At 73.1% G+C, this 20,013-nt stretch carries 15 protein-coding genes; 9 read left to right on the top strand and 6 right to left on the bottom strand.

Translation table 11 applies throughout. The features are described from left to right. Both ACIA8L_RS22275 and ACIA8L_RS22270 read left to right on the top strand, forming a co-directional pair. The gene (locus ACIA8L_RS22275; RefSeq protein WP_395907403.1) at positions 1 to 1,200 is read left to right on the top strand and encodes an FxsB family cyclophane-forming radical SAM/SPASM peptide maturase; all 1,200 of its coding nucleotides are present in this window, start codon (positions 1 to 3) and stop codon (positions 1,198 to 1,200) included. Continuing rightward, positions 1,197 to 2,477 (top strand): HEXXH motif domain-containing protein, encoded by a 1,281-nt coding sequence (locus tag ACIA8L_RS22270; protein ID WP_395907401.1) that lies wholly within the window; start codon positions 1,197 to 1,199, stop codon positions 2,475 to 2,477. Before ACIA8L_RS22275 ends, ACIA8L_RS22270 begins: the two co-directional genes overlap by 4 nt. Before the next feature lie 94 nt (positions 2,478 to 2,571). Here the strand turns inward: ACIA8L_RS22270 and fxsT are convergent, their stop codons facing one another. Further along, a complete protein-coding gene (gene fxsT, locus ACIA8L_RS22265) occupies positions 2,572 to 5,775 on the bottom strand; it encodes an FxSxx-COOH system tetratricopeptide repeat protein (protein ID WP_395907398.1) in 3,204 nt (1,067 codons plus the stop codon). Between the two features lie 53 nt (positions 5,776 to 5,828). Then, positions 5,829 to 7,757 carry an asparagine synthase (glutamine-hydrolyzing) gene (gene asnB / locus ACIA8L_RS22260; RefSeq protein ID WP_395907395.1) on the bottom strand — a complete coding sequence of 643 codons (1,929 nt, stop codon included), beginning with the start codon at positions 7,755 to 7,757 and terminating at the stop codon, positions 5,829 to 5,831. A gap of 113 nt (positions 7,758 to 7,870) precedes the next feature. Between asnB and ACIA8L_RS22255 the strand changes: the two genes are divergently transcribed. Further along, the gene (locus ACIA8L_RS22255; protein WP_395907392.1) at positions 7,871 to 8,560 is read left to right on the top strand and encodes a response regulator transcription factor; all 690 of its coding nucleotides are present in this window, start codon (positions 7,871 to 7,873) and stop codon (positions 8,558 to 8,560) included. A 162-nt stretch (positions 8,561 to 8,722) separates the two neighbouring features. Next, positions 8,723 to 10,369 (top strand): sensor histidine kinase, encoded by a 1,647-nt coding sequence (locus ACIA8L_RS22250; RefSeq protein WP_395907390.1) that lies wholly within the window; start codon positions 8,723 to 8,725, stop codon positions 10,367 to 10,369. Positions 10,370 to 10,407: 38 nt separating this feature from the next. Here the strand turns inward: ACIA8L_RS22250 and ACIA8L_RS22245 are convergent, their stop codons facing one another. The 3 genes from ACIA8L_RS22245 to ACIA8L_RS22235 all read right to left on the bottom strand — a co-directional run bounded on the left by ACIA8L_RS22245 (position 10,408) and on the right by ACIA8L_RS22235 (position 15,576). Continuing rightward, a complete protein-coding gene (locus tag ACIA8L_RS22245) occupies positions 10,408 to 12,312 on the bottom strand; it encodes a potassium transporter Kup (RefSeq protein ID WP_395907387.1) in 1,905 nt (634 codons plus the stop codon). A 60-nt stretch (positions 12,313 to 12,372) separates the two neighbouring features. Further along, positions 12,373 to 15,195, bottom strand: a complete 2,823-nt coding sequence (locus ACIA8L_RS22240; protein WP_395907385.1) for an AAA family ATPase — start codon at positions 15,193 to 15,195, stop codon at positions 12,373 to 12,375. Between the two features lie 75 nt (positions 15,196 to 15,270). After that, the gene (locus ACIA8L_RS22235) at positions 15,271 to 15,576 is read right to left on the bottom strand and encodes an STAS domain-containing protein (RefSeq protein WP_395907383.1); all 306 of its coding nucleotides are present in this window, start codon (positions 15,574 to 15,576) and stop codon (positions 15,271 to 15,273) included. Positions 15,577 to 15,729: 153 nt separating this feature from the next. Between ACIA8L_RS22235 and ACIA8L_RS22230 the strand changes: the two genes are divergently transcribed. From ACIA8L_RS22230 to ACIA8L_RS22220, 3 genes are read left to right on the top strand one after another with little or no spacing between them, the layout of a single operon-like run. Next, positions 15,730 to 16,401, top strand: coding sequence for a response regulator transcription factor (locus ACIA8L_RS22230; RefSeq protein WP_395907381.1), 672 nt, complete (start codon positions 15,730 to 15,732; stop codon positions 16,399 to 16,401). Beyond that, a complete protein-coding gene (locus ACIA8L_RS22225; RefSeq protein ID WP_395907379.1) occupies positions 16,398 to 17,753 on the top strand; it encodes a sensor histidine kinase in 1,356 nt (451 codons plus the stop codon). The genes ACIA8L_RS22230 and ACIA8L_RS22225 overlap by 4 nt, the downstream gene beginning before the upstream one ends. An 11-nt stretch (positions 17,754 to 17,764) precedes the next feature. Continuing rightward, positions 17,765 to 18,301, top strand: a complete 537-nt coding sequence (locus ACIA8L_RS22220; protein WP_395907377.1) for a GerMN domain-containing protein — start codon at positions 17,765 to 17,767, stop codon at positions 18,299 to 18,301. Here ACIA8L_RS22220 and ACIA8L_RS22215 read toward each other — a convergent pair. Next, complete coding sequence (locus ACIA8L_RS22215; RefSeq protein WP_395907375.1) at positions 18,288 to 18,716, bottom strand: response regulator; 429 nt, start codon at positions 18,714 to 18,716, stop codon at positions 18,288 to 18,290. The genes ACIA8L_RS22220 and ACIA8L_RS22215 overlap by 14 nt on opposite strands. Positions 18,717 to 18,876: 160 nt before the next feature. On the opposite strand from ACIA8L_RS22215, the gene ACIA8L_RS22210 reads away from it, so the two are divergent. Continuing rightward, positions 18,877 to 19,407, top strand: a complete 531-nt coding sequence (locus ACIA8L_RS22210) for a MarR family winged helix-turn-helix transcriptional regulator (RefSeq protein WP_395907373.1) — start codon at positions 18,877 to 18,879, stop codon at positions 19,405 to 19,407. Positions 19,408 to 19,412: 5 nt separating this feature from the next. Further along, entirely contained in the window at positions 19,413 to 19,907 is a 495-nt protein-coding gene (locus ACIA8L_RS22205) for a DinB family protein (RefSeq protein ID WP_395907371.1), read from the top strand. The last annotated feature ends 106 nt before the right edge of the window (positions 19,908 to 20,013 follow it).

Genomic DNA, 20,013 nt, shown 5'->3' with positions numbered 1-20,013 from the left:
TTGGCCGAATGGCCGATCGAGGGCCTCGACGTAGCGGGCCTGATGGCGGAGGGCTGGCGCCCGACGCCGTTCCATGAGTTCATTCTCAAGGTGCACCAAAGGTGCAACTTGGCCTGCTCATACTGCTACGTCTACACCCACGCCGACCAGACGTGGCGGGACCGGCCGGCGGTGATGCCCGACGAGATCTTCGCGGCCTTCACCGACCGGCTGGCCCGGCACGTTCGCACGCACGACCTGCGCAAGGTCCGCGTGGTGCTGCACGGCGGCGAGCCCATGCTGCTCGGGGCCGCGCGCCTCGGCGGCCTGGCCGACCGGCTGCGGGCGGCCGTGCCGGACGGGTGCGAGCTGCGGGTCGGCATGCAGACCAACGGCGTGCTGCTCCGCGAAGCGGCACTGCGCGAGCTGCACCGGCACGGCATCACGGTCGCGGTCAGCGTCGACGGGGTGGAAGCGGACCACGACCGGTATCGGGTCACCCACGCCGGGCGGCCCACCTACACCGCCGTCACCCGGGCCCTCGAGCTGCTCGCGCGGCCCGAGTTCCGGGGCACCTGGGGCGGCCTGCTGTGCACGGTCGCGGCCGACACCGACCCGGTCGAGTGTTACCGGAGCCTGCGGGCGTTCGACCCGCCGGCGATCGACTTCCTGCTGCCGCACGCCAACTGGGGGACACCCCCGGAGCGGCCCGGCGGCTCCGCGACACCGCACGGCGACTGGCTCGTGGCCGCGTTCGACGCGTGGTGGGACGACTCGGACCGGGTCCCGGTCCGGTTCTTCGAGAGCGCCCTCGACCTGGCGCTCGGCGGCCCGTCCCGGTCGGAGCAGGTCGGGCTCAGCCCGGCCGCCCTGGTCGTGGTCGACTCCGACGGGGCGATCGAGCAGATCGACGCCCTGAAGTCGGCGTATCCGGGCGCCTGCGAGACCGGGCTCAACGTGACCCGCGACGACTTCGACGCCGCGCTGACCCACCCGGGGGTGGTGGCCCGCCAGATCGGTGTCGCCGCGCTCGGCCCTGACTGCGCCGCCTGCCCGATCCACCGGATCTGCGGCGGCGGCCATTACGCGCACCGATACCGCCCCGGCACGGGGTTCCGCAACCCGTCGGTCTACTGCGAAGACATGCGGCGGCTGGTCGGCCACGTGCAGCGCCGGATCGCCGCCGAGACCCGGACCCTTGTAGAGACAGTGAGCCGATGAGCACGTACTACCGCCTTCCACCGGAGCTGCTGGACGGGCTGGCCGCGAGCACCGGCGGCCCGGCCGCCTCCCTGGCACTCGCCGAGGTGCAGCTGAGCAAGCACGTGCAGCTGATCAACCAGCTGCTGGGCGCCTGGCCCGGCTCCGCCGCCGAGCGCGACCGGATCGTCGCCGCGCTGGACGCCGCCCGGGCCGCCGCGCCCGAAGCCGCCGGCCGGGTCCTCGGCCGGCCGATGGTCGGGGCGTGGGCCGCGATCGCCGGCCGGGCCGCCTTCCAGGGCCGGGCCGACTCGGTCGACCTGGCCCACCTCGGGGCGATCGCGGCGGTCACGTGCGCGGCCGCCGGTGTCGACGCCGAGCTCGAGGCGCCCGTGCGGGACGGCGCGGTCGCCCTGCCCGGGACCGCCCGGGTCGAGACCGGCGCGGACGGCCCGGACGGCACGGCCCGGGTGACCGTCAGCGGCGGCGCCGTCGCGGTCGACGCCGGTCGAGGCGCCGTGACCGCGGACTCCGCGGGCTGGCAACCGGTCCGCGCGCTGCGGGCCGAGGCCGGCGGGCGGCGGGCCGAGCTGGCCCTTGACGACGTCGACCCCTACCGGCACGGCTATCACGCCCCGCCCGCGCCGAGGCTGTCCGAAGCCGACTTCGAGCAGTGGCAGGAGCGGTTCACCGGCGCGTGGCAGCTGCTGGCCGAGCACCTCCCCGACCGGGCCGCCGAGATCGCGGCCGGGCTCCGCGTGCTCGTGCCGCTCCACGACGACGGCCGCTCCTCGCGCAGCGCGACGATCCGGCACGTGTTCGGCGTCTTCGGGCTCACCCGCCCGGCGACCGCGGCCGACTTCGCGGTCACGCTCGTGCACGAGTATCAGCACTCGAAGCTCAGCGCGCTGCTCGACACCGTCCAGCTCAGCGACCCGGACGACGAGGGCCGCTACTTCGCGCCGTGGCGCACCGACCCGCGGCCCCTGGCCGGCCTGATCCAGGGCGTCTACGCGTTCGCGGGGGTCGCCGACACCTGGCGGGCCCTGCGCGGCGCCGGTCTCGACGCGGCCGAGCAGGAGTTCGCGAACGCCCGCCTGCAGGTCGACCGGAGCCTCATCAGCGTCGAGGAGTCGGGCGGGCTGACCGCGGAGGGCGAGCGGTTCATCGCGCACCTGCGCCGGTTCACCGACGAGCTGCTGGCCGAGCCGGTCCCGGCGGCCGTGGCCGCGCGGGCCGAGGAGCGTCAGCAGGAGCTCCGCCGGCGCTGGCTGGCCGCCAACGGCGTCGCGGCCTAGCCCGGAGTACCGCAACGACGCGAAACGGCCCCAGCCGCGCGGCTGGGGCCGTTGTCGTGCCCGTGTCGGCCCGGGCCGGGGCCAGAGCCTCGGCCTAGGTCGGCGGGGCCTCGATGTCGCCCTCGAGACGCTCGCCGCGCTCGGCCGCGAGGACCTCGGGGTGGTTGATGCCCAGCGCGTGGCGCAGCCCGGCGAGCGCGGCGGCCAGGCGGTCGTCGGCCTCGGCCGGGCGGCCGGCCGCGCGCAGGTCGTGGGCGAGGTTGACCGCGCGGGCCAGCACGTAGGGGTGGTCGGCGCCGTCGCGGGCCTCGTGCGGGCCGCCGGAGCCGGCCTCGCTGCGCCGCAGGTTCTCGGTCGACAGGGCCAGGGCCTCGGCGTGGTCGCCGCGCAGGGCGTGGTCGGTGGCCAGGGAGGTGCCGGCGCACAGCGTGTAGGGGTGGTCGGGGCCGAGGACGGCGCCGAGCTGCTCGTAGGCGGTCGCGTCGAGCCGCATCGCGATGTCGGTGTCGCCGGCGGCCCGGCGGGCCACGGCCTCGTTGACGAGGGCGACGAGGGTCAGCGGGTGCCGGTCGCCGAAGTACTCCCGGTAGCGGCCGACGGCGTCGACGATGTGCTCGAGCGCGTCCGCGGAGTCGCCCAGCTGCCGCAGCGCGTTGCCGTGGCTGCACAGGGCGGCGACGGTGTACTCGTGGTTGGAGCCCAGCACGCTCAGCGTCTGCTCGAGGTTTTCGCTGAGGATGTCGGCGGCCTCGCGCAGCCGGCCGGCCTTGCGCAGGGTCACGCCGTAGGTGCGGCCGGAGAGCAGGACGATGCGGTGGTTGTTGCTGCGCTGCTCCATCAGGTTGCCCCGCCAGCCCTCGAGGACGGCGAGGCCGGCCTGGTAGGCGCCGAGGCCGTAGAAGTCGCGGGCGATGTTCATGTAGGCCTCGAGGGCGCCGAAGCTCGTGCTGAGCGGGCCGGTGCTGCGGCTCTCCCAGTGGTTGACGATCTCCTGGTCGAGCCGGGCCGCCTCGGCGAAGTCGCCGATCATCCGGTAGGCCACGGCCAGGTTGAGCTGAGCCCGCAGGACGTAGGGCTCGGGGGACTGGAACACCCGCTGGTGGCGCTCGAGGGAGGCGCGGGAGAAGGTGAGCGAGTCCGCGTATTCCCCGCGGATGCGCATGGCCTGGCCGATCTGGTTGTCCAGGATCAGCGTCGGCTTGGCGTCGTCGCCGAGGTATTGCCGCATCCGCTCGTAGGTGTCGTTGGTCAGCTCGTCGGCCGGTGCGCTCTCGCCCAGGGCCCGCATGGCGTTGGCGATGTGGGCCCGGGCCTGCAGCGTCAGCTCGCCGTCGGCGCCGAGCAGCGGCTCGGTCCGCACGTCCTCCCAGTGCCGGACGGCGTCGTCGGCGAGGCGCTGGCTGTTCTCGTAGTCGCCCATCTTGTAGAGGTAGCGGATGTGGTCGATGACGGTCCGCTTCGCCGCGATCCGCTCGGCCCGGATCATGTCCGCCGGCTCCAGGTGCGGGCCGATCTCGCGGAGCCGGTCGAGGTCGGCGGCCGTCTCGTTCTCGTCCGGGTCGCCGGGGTTGGCCTCGGCGAGCAGGTTCTGGGTGCTGCGCAGGATCTCACCGGCGCGCTGCGGGTCGAGCGTGTCGCGCAGGACGCCCTGCACCAGCCGGTGGACCTGCAGGCGCTGGGCGTTGTCGACCTTGACGAGGCCGTACTGGTTGAGGTCGCGGACGGCCTTGTTGATTTTGATGGTGTCGCCGAGCAGGGTGCGCAGCGGCTCGACCACGTCGGCGTCGCGGCCGTAGCGCAGCAGCGAGACCGGCACCGGCTCGCCGCCGAGGTAGGCGAAGAGCTCCAGCAGCTGGGCCGTGGCCGGGGTGTCGGCCCGGAGCTTCTCGATGGCCAGGGTCACGAACGCGACGACGGACGCCGGGTAGCCGGCCGGCTTGCCCTCCGACAGCAGCTCCTTCTGGTGCTGCTCCAGCAGCTCGATGTATTGGCTGACCGGCATCTTGGTGAGCAGGTGCCAGGCCGCGGCCTGCTCGAGGGCGAGGGGCAGGTCGCCGAGGCGTTCGGCCAGCCGGTCGGCGTCGGCGGTGCCGATGCTGTTCTCGCTGCGCCGGCGCAGCAGCTCGATGCTCTCGTGCCGTTTGAAGACGTCGACCTCGATGCCGACGCCGATGTTCTCCCACTCCTGGTTTCGGGTCGTCACGATGACGTTCCCGCCGGTCGACGGCACGTATTCGTCGATGGAGTCGGGGTCGTTGGCGTTGTCGTAGACCAGCAGCCACTCGCGGTTGGTGGTGGCCAGGGTGTCCAGGACGAGGCGGGCGGTCTGCTGCGCGTTCTCGCCCGGCCGCACGTCGAGCTGCCCGGCCAGCTGCTCCAGGGAGGCGAGCACGCCGGACGCGGAGTCGGCCGGGATCCACCACACCAGGTCGTATTCGTCGAAGTGCTGGTAGACGTACTCGACCACGAGCTGGGTCTTGCCGACACCACCCATGCCGTGCACGGCCTGGGGCAGCACCGCCGCCTTGGAGCCCGCCGCCAGGGTCTGGGCCAGCTGGTCGAGCAGGGCCGTGCGGCCGGTGAAGTTGTAGTTGCGGATCGGCACGCCGCCGCGGATCGTGCGCGGTGCGCCCGGGCGCCGGCGGGGACTGCCGGACTCCTCGTGGTCGCGGGTGGCCCGGCGCAGCGCGTCGAGGTCGGCCTCCGCGACGCCGAGGCCGCCGGCGACGTCGGACGCCCAGCGCTGCAGGGCGGTGCCCGCGTTGCGGTCCAGCACCCCGGCCAGCCGCAGGACGAAGCCCAGCAGCGGCGGGACCTCGCCAACGGGGGCCGGGTGGCGCTCCATGACCTGCACGACCGCCGACCGGTCCCGCCAGATGCGGAAGTCGTTGAGCTCCGGGACGTCGGACAGCTCGCCGAGCGCCTCCAGGACCTGGGCCATGCCGGCCGCGTCGAGGGACCGGACTAGGTCGGCCCGGTCGTGCGCGGACAGCAGCCCCGGCTCCTGCCGGGCGCGGGCGAGCTCGCGGGCCCGGTCCGCCGCCGGGTGCTGATGGTGCGCCGTGACAACGCGGGTGAACGTGGTCAGTCCACCGCTGAGCGCGTCGTAGGAATGGATCAACGACAATAGATCGGCGTGTTTGTCCGGTGATCTTCGAGTGGAGTGCCGGCGGCGCAGCACGGTGCCCGTCTCATCGACCAGCGCATCTCGTGCATTGGCGTCGGACAACGCCGGCACCTGCAGGAGTACCTCGAGCAGGGCGTCCAGCGACCGGTCCGCCATCGCGGTTTCTGACACGGTTTTCTCATTTCACACACGCGATCGGACGTCGAACCCGAAGAATACCGGATTCAGCAGCCGGACAAGGCCCTCCGTTCGGGCGTAATATCCCTTTGGCATAGACCGCTATGCAGATTGTGCGCGGCCGGATAAGTGATCGACAGGCTCGCGGCGGCCGATTGCTGGCCATACCAGAGGCAGAACATCAGCACTGTCCAGATCTTGCGGGAATGGTCCGCACCGCCCTTGCGGTGCGCGGCCAGGAGGCGCTGGACGTGGGCGATGTCGATGAGGTGGTCGACGTCGGCGGCGGCCATCATGTCGGCCGCCCACTCGCCGATCGGGCCGCGCAGCCACACCCGGGTCGGGGTCGGGAAGCCCAGCTTGCGGCGGTTCACGACGACCTCCGGGAGCAGGCCCCGGACCGCCTCGCGCAGCGCGTGCTTCGTCGCGTGCGGGCTGATCTTCAGCTCCGGCGGCAGGGACGCGGCGGCCGCCCAGACCGCCGGGTCCAGGAACGGCACCCGCAGCTCCAGGGAGTGTGCCATCGACATCCGGTCGGCCTTGGTCAGGATGTCGCCGGGCAGCCAGGTGTGCACGTCGATGTACTGCATGGCGCTGATGTCGTCCAGGCCGGCCGCGGCCCGGTAGAGCGGGGACGTGACGGTCGTGTGCGGGTCGGCCGGGCCGCGCATGAGCCGGGCCTTCTCCTCCGGGCCGAAGATCCGGGCGTTGCCGTAGTAGCGCTGCCCGATCGGGGTCGTCGCCCGCTGCAGGAAGCTCTTGCCGCGCACGCCCTCGGGGATGACCTCGGCGACCGCGCGCAGGCCGCGGCGCACCGGGTCGGGCAGGTCGGCCACGCGGGCCAGGGATGCCGGCTCCCGGTAGATCTCGTAGCCGCCGAACAGCTCGTCGGCGCCCTCACCGGAGAGCACGACGGTGACATCCTTGGCGGCCGTGCGGCACAGGAAGTACAACGGGACGATGGCGGGATCGGCGACCGGGTCGTCCAGGTGCCACACGATGCTGGGCAGGGCCTCGATGACGTCCTCGTCCCGGACCAGGGTCGGCGTCAGGTGTACGCCGAGCGCCGCCGCCGTCTCCGCGGCGTCCTCGATCTCGCTGTACCGCTGGTCGTCGAAGCCGGCCGTGTAGGCGCGCAGGCCCGGGCGCTGCTCGCGGGCGAGCGCGACGATGGCCGAGGAGTCGACGCCGCTGGACAGGAAGGCGCCCAGCGGGACCTCGGACTGCAGGTGGGCCCGGACACTGTCGCGCAGCGCGGCCCGGATGGCGGCGATCGCCTCGGCGGCCGGGCGCGGCTCGGGGCGGAACGCCAGGTGGGAGTACCGCTGCAGCCTCGGCTCTTCGCCGGGTTTGCAGGTGAGCGCGTGGCCTGCCGGGAGGCGGTGCACGGCCGGGTGCAGGGTCGCGGGTTCGGGGACGTACTGCAGGGTCAGGTAGTGCGACAGGGCCGCCGTGCCGATCCGCTGCGCCCCGCCGGCGAACGGCAGCAGGGCCTTCTTCTCGCTGGCCAGGTAGAGCCCGTCCGGGGTGCGCAGGTGGTACAGCGGCTTGATGCCGAACGGGTCGCGGATCGCGTGCAGCGTCTGCGTCTGCGCGTCCCACAGCACGGCCGCGAACATGCCGCGCAGCCGCTGCACCGCAGCCGGGCCCCAGTGGTGGAACGCCGCGGCCAGGACCTCCGCCTCCCCCTCGGTGGCGAAGGTCGCGCCGTGCTCGAGCCCCAGGGCCGCGCGCAGCTCCCGGTAGTTGTACAGCTCGCCGTTGAACACGACGGTCCACCGCCCGGCGTACTGTGCGGGCTGGTGGCTCAGCGCCACGTCGATGATCGCCAGGCGGGTGAAGCCGAACACGACGCCGTCCACCGCGGCCATGGACGTCTCGTCGGGGCCGCGGTGCTTGAGCCGGTCCAGCGCGGCGGCGAGCGCGGACTGGTCGGCGGTACCGTCGCAGCTGAGGAACACCAGAAGACCACACATGCCGGGGACCGTAGGAATCCCGGTGTGAGGAACTGATGAGGAACCGGTTGCCGGATCGAAATCCGAACCCGATTTCGCAGGTTCCTCACATTCGACGCGTCACAATGGCCGGGATGAGCGCACGAATCCTGGTCGCCGACGACGACCCGAAGCAGGCCGAACTGATCCGGCTCTACCTGGAGCGCGACGGTCACAGCGTGCTCACGGTCCACAACGGCCGGGCCGCGCTCGACCAGTGCCGCTCGCGCAAGCCGGACCTGCTGGTCCTCGACGTCATGATGCCGCAGATCGACGGGCTCGACGTGTGCCGGATCATCCGGGCCGAGTCCAGCGTGGCGATCCTGCTGGTCACCGCCCGTTCCACCGAGGACGACCTGCTGCTCGGCCTGGACCTGGGGGCCGACGACTACATGACCAAGCCGGTCAGCCCGCGGGAGCTCGCGGCCCGGGTCCGCGCCCTGCTGCGCCGGTCCGGCATCGGCAGCCCCGGCCACCAGCGCGTGTTCACCGTCGGTGACCTCATCGTCGACGCGGGCCGGTTCGAGGTGCGGGTGGCCGGCGAGACCGTGGTGCTGACCGCGAAGGAGTTCGGCATCCTGGAGCTGCTGGCCGGGGAGCCGGGCCGGGTCTTCACCCGGGGCGAGATCATCAACCGGGTGTTCGGCTTCGAACGGGACGTCTCGGAGCGCACGGTCGACGCGCACGTCGTGAACCTCCGCCGCAAGCTCGAAGCAGAGCCGGTGCAGCCACGGTACGTCCAGACGGTCTACGGGCGCGGGTACCGCTTGGCGGAGCAGCCATGAGTGGTACGGAGCGGAGCGGAGTGGCCGCGAATTATCGGCGCAGGGTTAGGTCAGGCTGCCGGAGCGAAGCGGAGGCGGCATGAGTGGTACGGAGCGGAGCGGAGTGGCCGCGAATTATCGGCGCAGGGTTAGGTCAGGCTGCCGGAGCGAAGCGGAGGCGGCATGAGCTTCCGGCTGCGGGTGTTCCTGCTGACACTCGTCGTGGCGGTGGTCGCGACCGGGGCGACGGCCTGGTTCAGCCTGCGGATCACGGCCCAGCAGATCGAGCGTTCGCAGCAGGAGGCGACCCGGCACGTCGCCGACATCGCCGAGAACGTCCTCGCCTACGGCCGCCGGCACGGCACCTGGGCCGGGATCGCCAACCGGGTCGAGACCCTCGCCGCCGGCAACAAGCAGCGCATCCGCCTGGTGAACCTCTACGGCCAGGTCACCGTCGACAGCGACAACCTGGCCAAGCGGGCCGCCCGCCCGGTCGTCAGCCCGGCCACCCTGATCAACCCGCGGGCGACGCTCAACCTCGACCCGAAGAAGACCGCCGAGATCGGCGGCAAGGTCGAAAGCCTGGTCCTCATCGAGCTGGCGAACTACCGGTGGGCGGTCGTCTTCTCGCGCTGCCTCACCGACATCGGGCTGGACCCGCCGGCGGTGACACTGGACCAGTACGGCGTCCCGCTGCCGGCCGGGGGCACTCCCGTCTCCGGCGACTGCACCCGCCAGGCCGACGACGCCCAGAAGTACGCCCACGACTCCGACGTCAACGCCATCCACGGCTGCGTGCCCGCCGCCGACCGCACCGCCTGCCTGGTCCAGGCGTTCGGCGACCAGGCGGCGACGTTCGCGCCGGAGCCGCTGCAGCTCTACCTGGGCGCCGTCGACGACGACGCGGTGACCCTCCTCGCCCGGCCGACCATGGCCGCCGTCGGCGCCGTGCTGGTGCTCGCGGTCATCGGTACCGCCCTCGTCGCCCGGCACATGAGCCGGCCGCTGCGCTCCCTCACCGCCGCCTCCCGCCGGCTCGCCGACGGCCACCTCGACACCCGGGTCACGACCACCGGCCGGGACGAGGTCGGCGAGCTGTCGCGCTCGTTCAACCGGATGGCCGCCGCCCTTGAGGGCGCCGAGCTGGCCCAGCGCCGCCTCCTCGCCGGGGTGGCCCACGAGCTGCGCACGCCCATGTCCAACGTGCTCGGCTACCTGGAGGCGCTGCAGGACGGTGTGGTGCCGCCGTCGCGGGAGCTGTTCGGCTCGCTGCACGAGGAGGTCCTGCTGCAGCGGCGGATCCTCGACGACCTGCAGGACCTCACCCTCGCCGAGGCCGGCCACCTGGCCTACCGGCGCACCGACTTCGACCTGGCCGAGCTGGTCGAGGTCAGCCGCATCGCCCACCTCGCCGTCGCCGAGGCCGGCCGGGTCCGGCTCACCGCCGAGGCCGCCGGGCCGCTGCCGGTGCACGGCGACCAGGACCGCCTGCGCCAGGTCCTGGGCAATCTCGTCACGAACGCGCTGCGGTACACCGATCCCGGCGGCTCGGTCGTCCTGCGCGCGTTCCCGCTGTCCGGCCGCGCGGTCGCCGAGGTCCGCGACACCGGCTGCGGGATCGCCGCCGACGACCTGCCGCACGTGTTCCAGCGGTTCTGGCGGGCCGACCCGGCCCGGGACCGCGAGACCGGCGGCAGCGGCCTGGGCCTGACCATCGCCCGCCAGATCGTCCTGGACCACCACGGCACGATCGAGGTGAGCAGCGTCGCGGGGGAGGGCAGCGTGTTCCGGGTGACGCTGCCGATCATCAGCGGCCCGGACCGGTTCTGAGGCCCGGGGCGTTTCTGGGGCCGGGGCGTCTCGGCGGCTCAGACGTCGATGTGCGAGCCCATGATGACGGTGCGGTCGCGGGGCAGGCTGAAGTGCTCGGCGGCGTCGGCGGTGATGAAGGACGTGGCGATGAACAGCCGCTTGCGCCAGGCCGCCATCGTCGGGGCGTCGCCGCGGCGCAGCTCGATCTTGGACAGGAAGTAGGACGCCTGGCCCAGCTGCAGCTCGCCCTCGGTGCGGGCCGGGTCGAGCAGGCGCAGCGCGGCCGGCAGGTTCTGGGTGTCCATGTAGCCGTAGTTCATGGTGACGTGGACGATGCCGTCGTCGGCGTAGCCGAGCTCGTCGATCGTGATCCGCTCCTCGTCCGGGACCCGGGGCACCGGCAGGGTCTCGATCGACAGGATCAGCACGTGCACGTGGCGGACGTGGTTGTGCTCGACGTTGGCCCGCATCGCCAGGGGCGTCGTCTCCTTGCCGCGGTTGAGGAACACCGACGTGCCCGGCACCATCCGGGTCAGGGACGGGTCGGTGCGCAGCCGGTCGACGAACTCCCGCAGCGAGCCCTCCTCGCGCTGGCGCTGGGCGGTGACGATGGCCCGGCCCTTCTGCCACGTCGTCATGACCGTGAACGCGGTCAGCGCGATGAGCAGCGGCAGCCAGGCGCCGTGAATGAGCTTGGTCAGGTTGGCCGCCACGAACAGCAGGTCGAAGGCGAGCAGCAGGGTGGCGCCGGTGTAGAGGATCCAGGGCGGCGTCGACCAGGTCTTGCGGGCCACGTAGAAGACCATCAGCGTGGCGATCGTGATGGTGCCGGTCACCGCCATGCCGTAGGCGTAGGCCAGGGCGGCCGAGCTACGGAACGCGAACACCAGGGTGAGCACCGAGACCAGGAGCAGCCAGTTGATCCACGGCACGTAGATCTGGCCGATCTGCTGGGCCGAGGTGTGCGCGACCCGCAGCCGCGGCAGGTAGCCGAGCTGGGCGGCCTGGGCGGCGACCGAGTAGGCGCCGGTGATGACCGCCTGGGCGGCGATGACGGTCGCGGCCGTGGCCAGCAGCACCAGCGGCAGGCGCAGCCAGGACGGCACGAGCAGGAAGAACGGGCCGGCGACGTTGGCCGGGTCGTCGAGGACCAGCGCGCCCTGGCCGAGATAGCTCAGGGTGCAGGCCGGCAGGACCAGCCACAGCCAGCCGGCGGCGATGGCGCGGCGGCCGAAGTGGCCCATGTCGGCGTAGAGCGCCTCGGCCCCGGTCACCGACAGCACGATCGCGGCGAGGGAGAAGAACGCGATGCCGAAGTGCCCGGCCAGGAACTCCACGGCGTAGGTCGGCGAGAGGGCCTTGAGGATCGCCGGGTGCCGGGTGATCCCGGCGATGCCGAACCCGCCGATGGTGACGAACCACAGGATCATGATCGGGCCGAAGATCCGGCCGACCGCCTCGGTGCCGCGCCGCTGCACGAGGAACAGCGCGATGATGATGACCGCGGTGATCGGGACGACCAGCTCGCCCAGGGACGGCTCCACGATCTTGAGGCCCTCGACGGCGCTCAGCACCGAGATGGCCGGGGTGATCATGCTGTCGCCGAAGAACAGCGACGCCCCGAAGATGCCGAGGGCGGCCAGGAACAGGGCGGTCTTGCGGCCCTGGGCGCCGGCCCGGCGGCGCAGCAGCGTGATGAGGGCCATGATGCCGCCCTCGCCGTCGTTGTCCAGGCGCATGGCGATCAGGATGTAGGTGACGGTCACGATGATCATGACCGACCAGAAGATCGTGGAGATCACGCCGTAGACGTTGGCGTCGCTGACCGGCACGGGGTGCGGGTCCTCCGGGTTGAACACGGTCTGCAGCGTGTAGATCGGGCTCGTGCCGATGTCGCCGAAGACCACGCCGAGCGCGCCGATGATCATCCCGGCGCTCAGCCCCTGTTGCCGTGCGCTCACGCCTGGCCTACCCCCTCGTGACCAGTACAGTACCGGCCCCGAGGGGGCAGCCTAGACCCTTCAGCCGGATACGACGCGGGCCAGCTCGGTCCTTGATCGGACACCGAGACGGACGAAGATGTTGCGCAGATGGTGATCGACGGTGCGGGGGCTGACGAACAGGGCCGCGGCGATCTCCCGATTGGTCGCGCCCCCGGCCACGAGGCGGGCGATGCGGGCCTGCTGGGCGGTCAGATCGGGCCCGGTCGCGGCCGGCTCGACGTGGTCGCCGGCGGCCCGCAGCTCGGCCGCCGCCCGCCGGACCCACGGCCCCGCGTCGTACTGCTCGAACACGGCCAGGGCGTTGCGCAGATGCTCCCGGGCCGCGGCCGGGCGGCGACGGCGGCGCAGCTCCTCGCCGTAGAGCAGCTCCGTGCGGGCCCCCGGGAACGCCGAGTCGCCCGCCAGGTGCAGCCGCAGCGCCTCCCGGAAGTGCCGGTCGGCCTCGTCGTCGGAGGCGGCCAGCAGACCGTGGCACCGGGCCGACAGCGCCAGCCAGGTCGGGTTGGCGGTGCTGGCCGCCCACAGGTCGTACGCGGCCAGCACCGGCCCGGCCGGCCCGTGGTCCCCGCCCCGCACGACCGCCTCGACCAGCGTCGGGATGGCCGGCACCTGCACCCCGAGATGCCCGCGCCCGACCGCCGTGCGCATGACTCCCCAGAGCCGCCCGGCTGCGTCCGCGTGCCGCCCCTCGGCCACGTCGATGAGGCCGGCCGCCCACACGCACATGGCCCGCGCCTGGCCGTCGATGTCGGCCCCGGCCCGGGCCCGGCACCGCCGTACCCACCGCCGGCACCCGTCGCCGTCGCCCAGCATCCCGGCGATGACCGCGAGGAGCCCGCAGCAGGTGTCGGCCACCGCGTCCTGCCCGGTCGCCACGGCCAGCCGCCGCCCCTCGGCCGCGGTCGCCGCGGCCAGGTCGAGGTCACCGAGGGCGAGCGCGGCCGTGGCTGCCACCTCGGCCGCGAGGGGTTCGGTGGCCCGATCCCCGACGCCTTCGGCCAGCCGGGCCGCCCGCACCGCGAGCCGGTGCGCGTCCTCGTCCCGGCCGGAGACGATCCCGGCCCAGGCCGCCCGCACCAGCGCCGCCGGCTCGTCGCCGGTGACGGCGAGCGCGATGACCCGGGCCAGGGGTGCGGCCGCCCGCGCGGGCTCGCCGGCATACCCGGCCGCCATCCCGGCGATGTACTCGAACAGCAGCTCCGCGCCGGGGCTCGCGTCGGCGGCCGGTTGGTCGCGCGGGGCGGTGGCTCGGGCGGCGACTTCGGCGACTTCGGCGTGCTCGTTGTGGCGGCCGGGGGTGGTCAGGGCTTCGGCGGTTGGCTGGTGGCGCAGGGCGGTGGCACGGGCCGCGACTTCGGCGTACTCGTTGTGGCGGCCGGAGGCGGCCAGGGCCTCACCGGCCAGGACCAGGGCGCGGAGGGCGCGCGGGGTTGGGAGGCGGGTGGCGGCGGCCAGGAGGGTCTGGTGCGCGTCCGCGTGCGCGCCGGTGCGGAGCTCGATCTCGCCCAGGAGGAGTTCCCGTTCGGCGTGCATTGCCGGGGGTACCGCCGCCGCGAGCACGGTACGCAGGAGTAGCCGGGCCCGGTGCGGCTCGCCGGCGCGCCACGCCAGCCGGGCCGCGCTCAGGGTCCAGCCGGCCGCGCGGGCGGGGCTGGTGGTCAGGTCGGCGGCCCGGTGCAGGGCCCGGGATGCGGGTCGCGGCTCGGCTGCCGGTGCGGTGGCGGCGAGGGCCTCGGCCAGGGTGTCGTCCGGTCCGGTGGCCACGGCCGCGCGGTGCAGGGCGGACAGCAGGCCCCGGGTCAGGTGGGCCAGGCGGCGGTGGGCGGCGTGGCGCTCGGCCAGCGTCGCCTCCGCGTAGACCACCGGGGCGAACAGCGGCGGGATGAAGTGGATGTCACCGTGGTCGGTCTGGATCAGTTCGGCCCGTTCGGCCGGGGCCAGGTCGTCCGGGTGCACCCCGGCGGCCAGGAGGAGAGCGGCCGGGCAGGCCGCCGGGGCGGCCTCGGCGTGCTGGGTCGCGGCCAGGACCAGGGCGTGGCGGGTCGCGGCGGGCAGGGTGCGCAGCATGGTCCGGTACTCGCGGTGCAGGTGGCCGTCCCGCGGTGGGGTCTCGGGCGGGTCGGCCTCGCCGCGGCGCTGCTCGCCGGAGAGGGCGGCGGCCAGCTCGGCCAATGCCCTCGGGTTGCCGCCGGACCTCGCGGCCAGGACGCCGGCCACGTCGCCGGCCAGGTCCGGGACCAGGTCGGCCAGGGCGGAGCGGCTGTCGCGGGGGTCCAGCGGGCGGAGGCGGCGACGAGGGAGGCGGGACAGGGTGGCCTCGGTGGCGGCGCCGGCCGCGCCGGGCAGGTCGCGGACGGCGAAGAACAGCGCGATCCGCTCGCCGCCGGCTCGGCGGGCGGCGACCGCCAGGGCGTCCAGGGAGGCGGTGTCGATCGCGTGGGCGTCGTCGATCAGGACCGCTACCGGGCCCGGGACGGTCGGGTCGCGCTGTGTGGTGAGGGTGCGCAGTGCGGTGAGGACGGACAGGGCGGTGGTCAGGCGGTCGGCTTGGGGGCGGTGGTCGTACGTGAGCACGTGGCCGGCCAGGAGGCGGTGCAGGGCGGCGAAGGGGAGGGCGGACTCGGCCTGGCAGCCGGTCACCGTCAGGACCGTGGCCGTGGTGGCCTGAGCGGACTCGGCGATCGCCCGGAGCAGGGCGGTGCGGCCGATGCCGGGTGGGCCGGTCAGGAGCAGGGTGCCGCCGTGAGCGGCCGCGGCCTGCTCGAGCAGGGTCGTGGCGGCGGCCAGGTCGTCGTCGCGGCCTCGGAGGCGAAGTTTCTGCACGGTCGATGCAACAACCATGGCCGCATTGTTACGCGCGAGTAACGCGCTAGGGAAGGCCGTGTGCGTTTCTGGCCGATTCGACCGGGTCGCGGTCTATTGCACGTTCAGGACATTGTCGACCCTGGCCAGGCGGAAGGTGCGGCTGACACGGGGGCCGGGGGAGCGCAGGGTCAGGCGGCCGCCGTGGCTGAACATGCGGCGGTGCACGTCCAGGAGCAGGCCGACCGCGGCCGCGTCGACGAACGGGCACTCCGTCAGGTCGATCACCAGGTTGTCCGGGCGCAGGTCGACGGCCTCGTGGAGGAGTGCGGCGAAACGCGGTACCGATGCGGCGTCCAGTTCCTCGTTGATGACGATCTCGATCACTGGTGTGGCCGGTTCAGTCGTGCCGCTCTGCATCTGAGTCCCCCTTCGGCTGCCCTTCCCAGCGTTCGGGGTCGATGTGGCGATGCCTTCCCGGAACCGTGACGGTTGTATGACTTCGCGGTCCGCGACCCAGGTCGCAGCGGGGGCAAGTTGGGTGCGGGGCCGTGCGGGCGGCATGATGCCCGTATGGCAGGCGTGCTGGTGATCGAGGACGACGACCGGATTCGGCTCTCGCTGGCGCTCGCGCTGGAGGACGAGGGCTACGCCGTGCGGGGCGCGGCCAGCGCGGAGGAGGGGCTCGTCGCGCAGCGTGAGGACCCCGCCGACACCGTGCTGGTCGACCTGATGCTGCCCGGCATCGACGGGTTCGAATGCATTAGGCAGCTGCGGCGCGGGGACGACGTGCCGATCGTGGTCATCAGCGCCCGCGACGACACCCACGACATCGTCGCCGCCCTCGAGGCCGGAGCCGACGACTACCTGGTCAAGCCGGTCGCCGTGAAAGAGCTCTCGGCCCGGCTGCGGGCCCTGCGCCGGCGCGGGCGGACCGTCCAGGCCATGTCCAGCCTCGTCTTCGGCGGCATGGAGATCCTGCCCGAGGCCGGCGAGGTGCGCATCGACGGCGAGCCGGTGGCCGTCACCCGCACCGAGTTCCGGCTGCTCTGCGAGCTGGCCGAACACCCCGGCCAGGTCCTGTCGCGCCAGCAGCTGCTGCAGCGGGTGTGGGAGTACGAGATCGGCGACGAGCGGCTCGTCGACGTGCACGTGGGCCGGCTGCGGCAGAAGATCGAGCAGGACTCCAAGCAGCCGCGCTACCTCGTGACCGTGCGCGGCATGGGCTACAAGCTCCAGCGATGACGCGGCTGCGACTGGGGCTGCGCACACGGGTCATCGCCGGGTTCGCGGCCGGCGCGCTCACCCTGTCCGCGTCCATGGCCCTCGTCTCCTACGAGCTGACCCGCAGTGAGCTCATCACCGGGCGGGAACGGGCGGCGGTCCGGTCGGCCACGTTCGACGCCCGGGTGGTCGCGGCCGGCCTCAACACTCCCAACCCCGACATCTTCGGCATGCTCAAGACCCTCGACACCGGCGGCAATCGGCGTGTGCTCGTGTTCCACCTCGGCGGCTGGTACGGCCGCAGCGCCGAGCCCGGCGCCTCGTCCGTCATCCCGACGAGCCTGCAGGGCCTGGTCGGCGCCACCGGGCAGGGCATTCAGCGGGTCCGCGTCGACGGGTCCCCGGCCGTGATCGTCGGCATCCTGCTGACGCCGGCGACCGCGCTGTACGAGATCGACTACCTGCGCGAGCTGGACCAGACGCTGCGCACCATCGGCTGGGTCCTGGTCCTGGTCGCGTCGGTCGTCGCCGCGGCCGGTGCGGGCCTGGGCTGGTACGCCACCCGGCACGTCCTGCGCCCCCTGCGCTCCGTCGCCGACGCCGCCCAGGGCATCACCGCCGGCGACCTCAGCGCCCGCCTCGAGGAGTCCCGCGACCCCGACCTGGCCCGCCTGTCCACGTCGTTCAACACGATGGTCGACCAGCTGTCCCGCCGCATCGAGAAGGACCGCCGCTTCGCCGCCGACGTCAGCCACGAGCTACGCTCCCCGCTGCAGACCCTGGCCGCCTCCGCCAGCGTCCTCGACCGCCGCCGCGACCAGCTCGACGAGCGCACGGCGATGGCCGCCGGCCTGGTCGTCGACGAGCTCGCCCGGTTCCAGTCCCTGGTCGACGACCTCCTCGAGCTCGCCCGCGGCGACCTGCCGGCCCAGCTGGAGCCCGTCGACATCGCCGAACTGGCCCGCCGCGCCCTGCAACGGCGCACCATGGACACCGCGATCCTCGACCTCGGCACCGATCGCCTGCACTGGACCGTCGACCGCCGCCGCCTCGAACAGGTCCTCGTCAACCTGCTCGACAACGCCGTCACCCACGGCGGCGGCCCGGTCGCCGTGCGCATCACCGCCGACGGCCCCGACGGCACGATCGACGTCGACGACGACGGCCCCGGCGTCAGCCCCGCCGACCGGGAGGTCATCTTCGACCGGTTCGTGCGCGGCCGCTCGTCCGGCGCCCGCGGCAACGACTCCGGGACCGGCCTGGGCCTCTCCCTCGTGGCCCAGCACGTCGCCGCCCACGGCGGTCGGGTCCTCGTCCTGGACCGGCCCGGCGGTGGCGCGCGGTTCCGGATAGAGCTTCCGGGGGTACTGTGAAGCTCCGGTATGTGTCGGCGCTCCTGGCTGTGCTGGTGTTGCCGGGGTGCGGGGTGCCCACCGACCGGGACCCGCGGCCGATCGAGCCCTCCGTGACGATCGGGTCCTATGAGGGGCCGATGGCTCCCGCTTCACCGGGTTCGGTCGTCGAGCGGCTGTTCATGGTCCGCGACAATCAGCTCGTCCCGGTGGATCGGCGGGTGTCGGCGGTACCGTCGGCGCAAAGGGTTTTGGAAGACCTCGTCACCGGGCCCACCGCGCAGGAGCGGGAATCGCGGCTCGACAGCGCCCTGGCCGGCACGTCCTACATCACCGGGGTGCAGCTGCGCAGCGGCACGGCCGTCGTCGGGCTCTCCGTGGACAACCCGATCCGCAACGACGAGACCCTGGCGTACGGGCAGATCGTGTGCACCCTGGCCGCCCGGGCCGACATCGTGGGTGTGCAGTTCGCGCAGGCCGGGCGGACGATGGAGGTGCCGCGCGGGGACGGGGCGCTGACCAGTGGCCTGCTGACCGCCGCGGACTACGCGAGCCTCATCGCGCCTTGACCTTGTCGACCACGATGCTGAACTGGTCGACCCCGCGGATCAGGGCGGCGAGCTGGGCGAAGTCGACGGGCTTGCGGAAGTAGTACTCGGCCGGCACCCCGAAGTCGCGCAGCAGCTGCTCCTCGCTGGGCGAGCCGGTGAGCACGACGACGGTCATGTGCTGCAGCCGCGGGTTGCCGAGCACCCGGTCCAGGACCACGCGCCCGTCGACGCCCGGCAGGTTGAGGTCGAGCAGCAGGATGTCGGGCGTGGGCGCGTCCGGGTAGGCGCCGCGGCGCTCGAGGTACTCGATCGCGGCGATCCCGTCGCCGAGCACGGTCAGCGGGTTGCGGAGCCGATGCTCACGGAACTCGTCGAGGGTGTAGGCCACATCGCCCGCGTCGTCCTCGACCAGCAGAATGCGCGCGAGCTCCATCCGGCTCCCCAGTTGCTTGCAGGTGTGCAATAAACCCGCAACACTCTAAGGCAAGCGGCCCCCTTTTGTCTTCCATGACTTCTGCGATTTGCCCCGATTGCTCCGGCGAGTCCCACTCAAGGGCCCCGCGCGCCGCCCCGGCCGTGCAACGATGGCGCCCGTGACAACGACCGATCCGCTTGTCGAGGCCTTACTGGCGGTGAGCCGCACCATGGTCGCGATCGCCGCCCGCAACCTGGCGACGCTCGGCGCGGACGTGACGCTGCCGCAGTACCGGACCCTCGTCGCCCTGGCCGGCCAGGGCCCCCAGCGCAGCGCCGTCCTGGCCCGCGAACTCGGCGTGGCCCCGTCCACCCTGACCCGCATGTGCGACCGCCTGGTCCGCAAGTCGTTGATCCACCGCTTCCACCGCCACAACGACCGCCGCTCGATCTGGCTCGGCCTGACCCCCCAGGGCCGCGACCTGGTCGGCGAGGTGATGCAGGCCCGCCGCACCGAACTGGCCACCATCGCGCGCACCGCCGGCCTCACCGCCGCCCCGCGCGACCTGACGATGCTGTCGGCGTTCGTCCGCGCCTCCGGCGAACTCCCCGACGACGAATGGTGGCGCCGCTGGTCCACCTCCGCCGACCCCGTGGACGACGCCCAGGCCATGCGGGCCGCCCGCCTCACCCCCAACGCGATAGCCTGAGCGCCGTGCTCGAGTCACAGCGCGAACGGGTCCCGCTCAACGATGCCGGCGAACCCGACACCGCCCTGGCCTTCCTGACCTTCGCCCGGTCGTGCGTGCTGAAGAAACTCGACGGCCTGGACGAGGAGCAGCTCCGCCGCCGCCTGGTCGTGTCCGACACGACGCTGCTGGGGCTGGTGCAGCATCTGACGGACGCCGAGCGGTACTGGATCGGGCACACTCTGGGCGGCGACCCCGACTACGCCGACGTCTCGTTCGACATGCTGGTCGCCCCCGACCGGTCCGCCGCCGACGTCGTGGCCGCGTATCGCGCGGCGATCGCCGCGAGCGACACCCGCCTGCGGGCGGTCGGCAGCCTGGACACGCTGAGCGCGAACCCGGTGAACGGCGAACCCCGCACGGCCCGCTGGGTCGTGGCCCACCTGACCAGCGAAACGGTCCGCCACGCCGGCCACGCCGACATCCTCCGCGAACTCATCGACGGCGTCACCGGCCGCTGAGACTCCCCGGGCCGGTGCTACCGCGGCTCGCTCTTCCCACCTGGCTCGTCCCGGAACTCCTCGCCCTCCTCGTCGTCGTCGACCAGGCTCGGGTCCTCGGTCCGGC

It is taken from the genome of Dactylosporangium sp. NPDC051541, from assembly GCF_044454505.1.
Lineage (GTDB): Bacteria > Actinomycetota > Actinomycetes > Mycobacteriales > Micromonosporaceae > Dactylosporangium.
The sequence above is the reverse complement of the archived record's forward strand: the minus strand, read 5'-3'. Positions and strand labels throughout refer to the sequence as shown.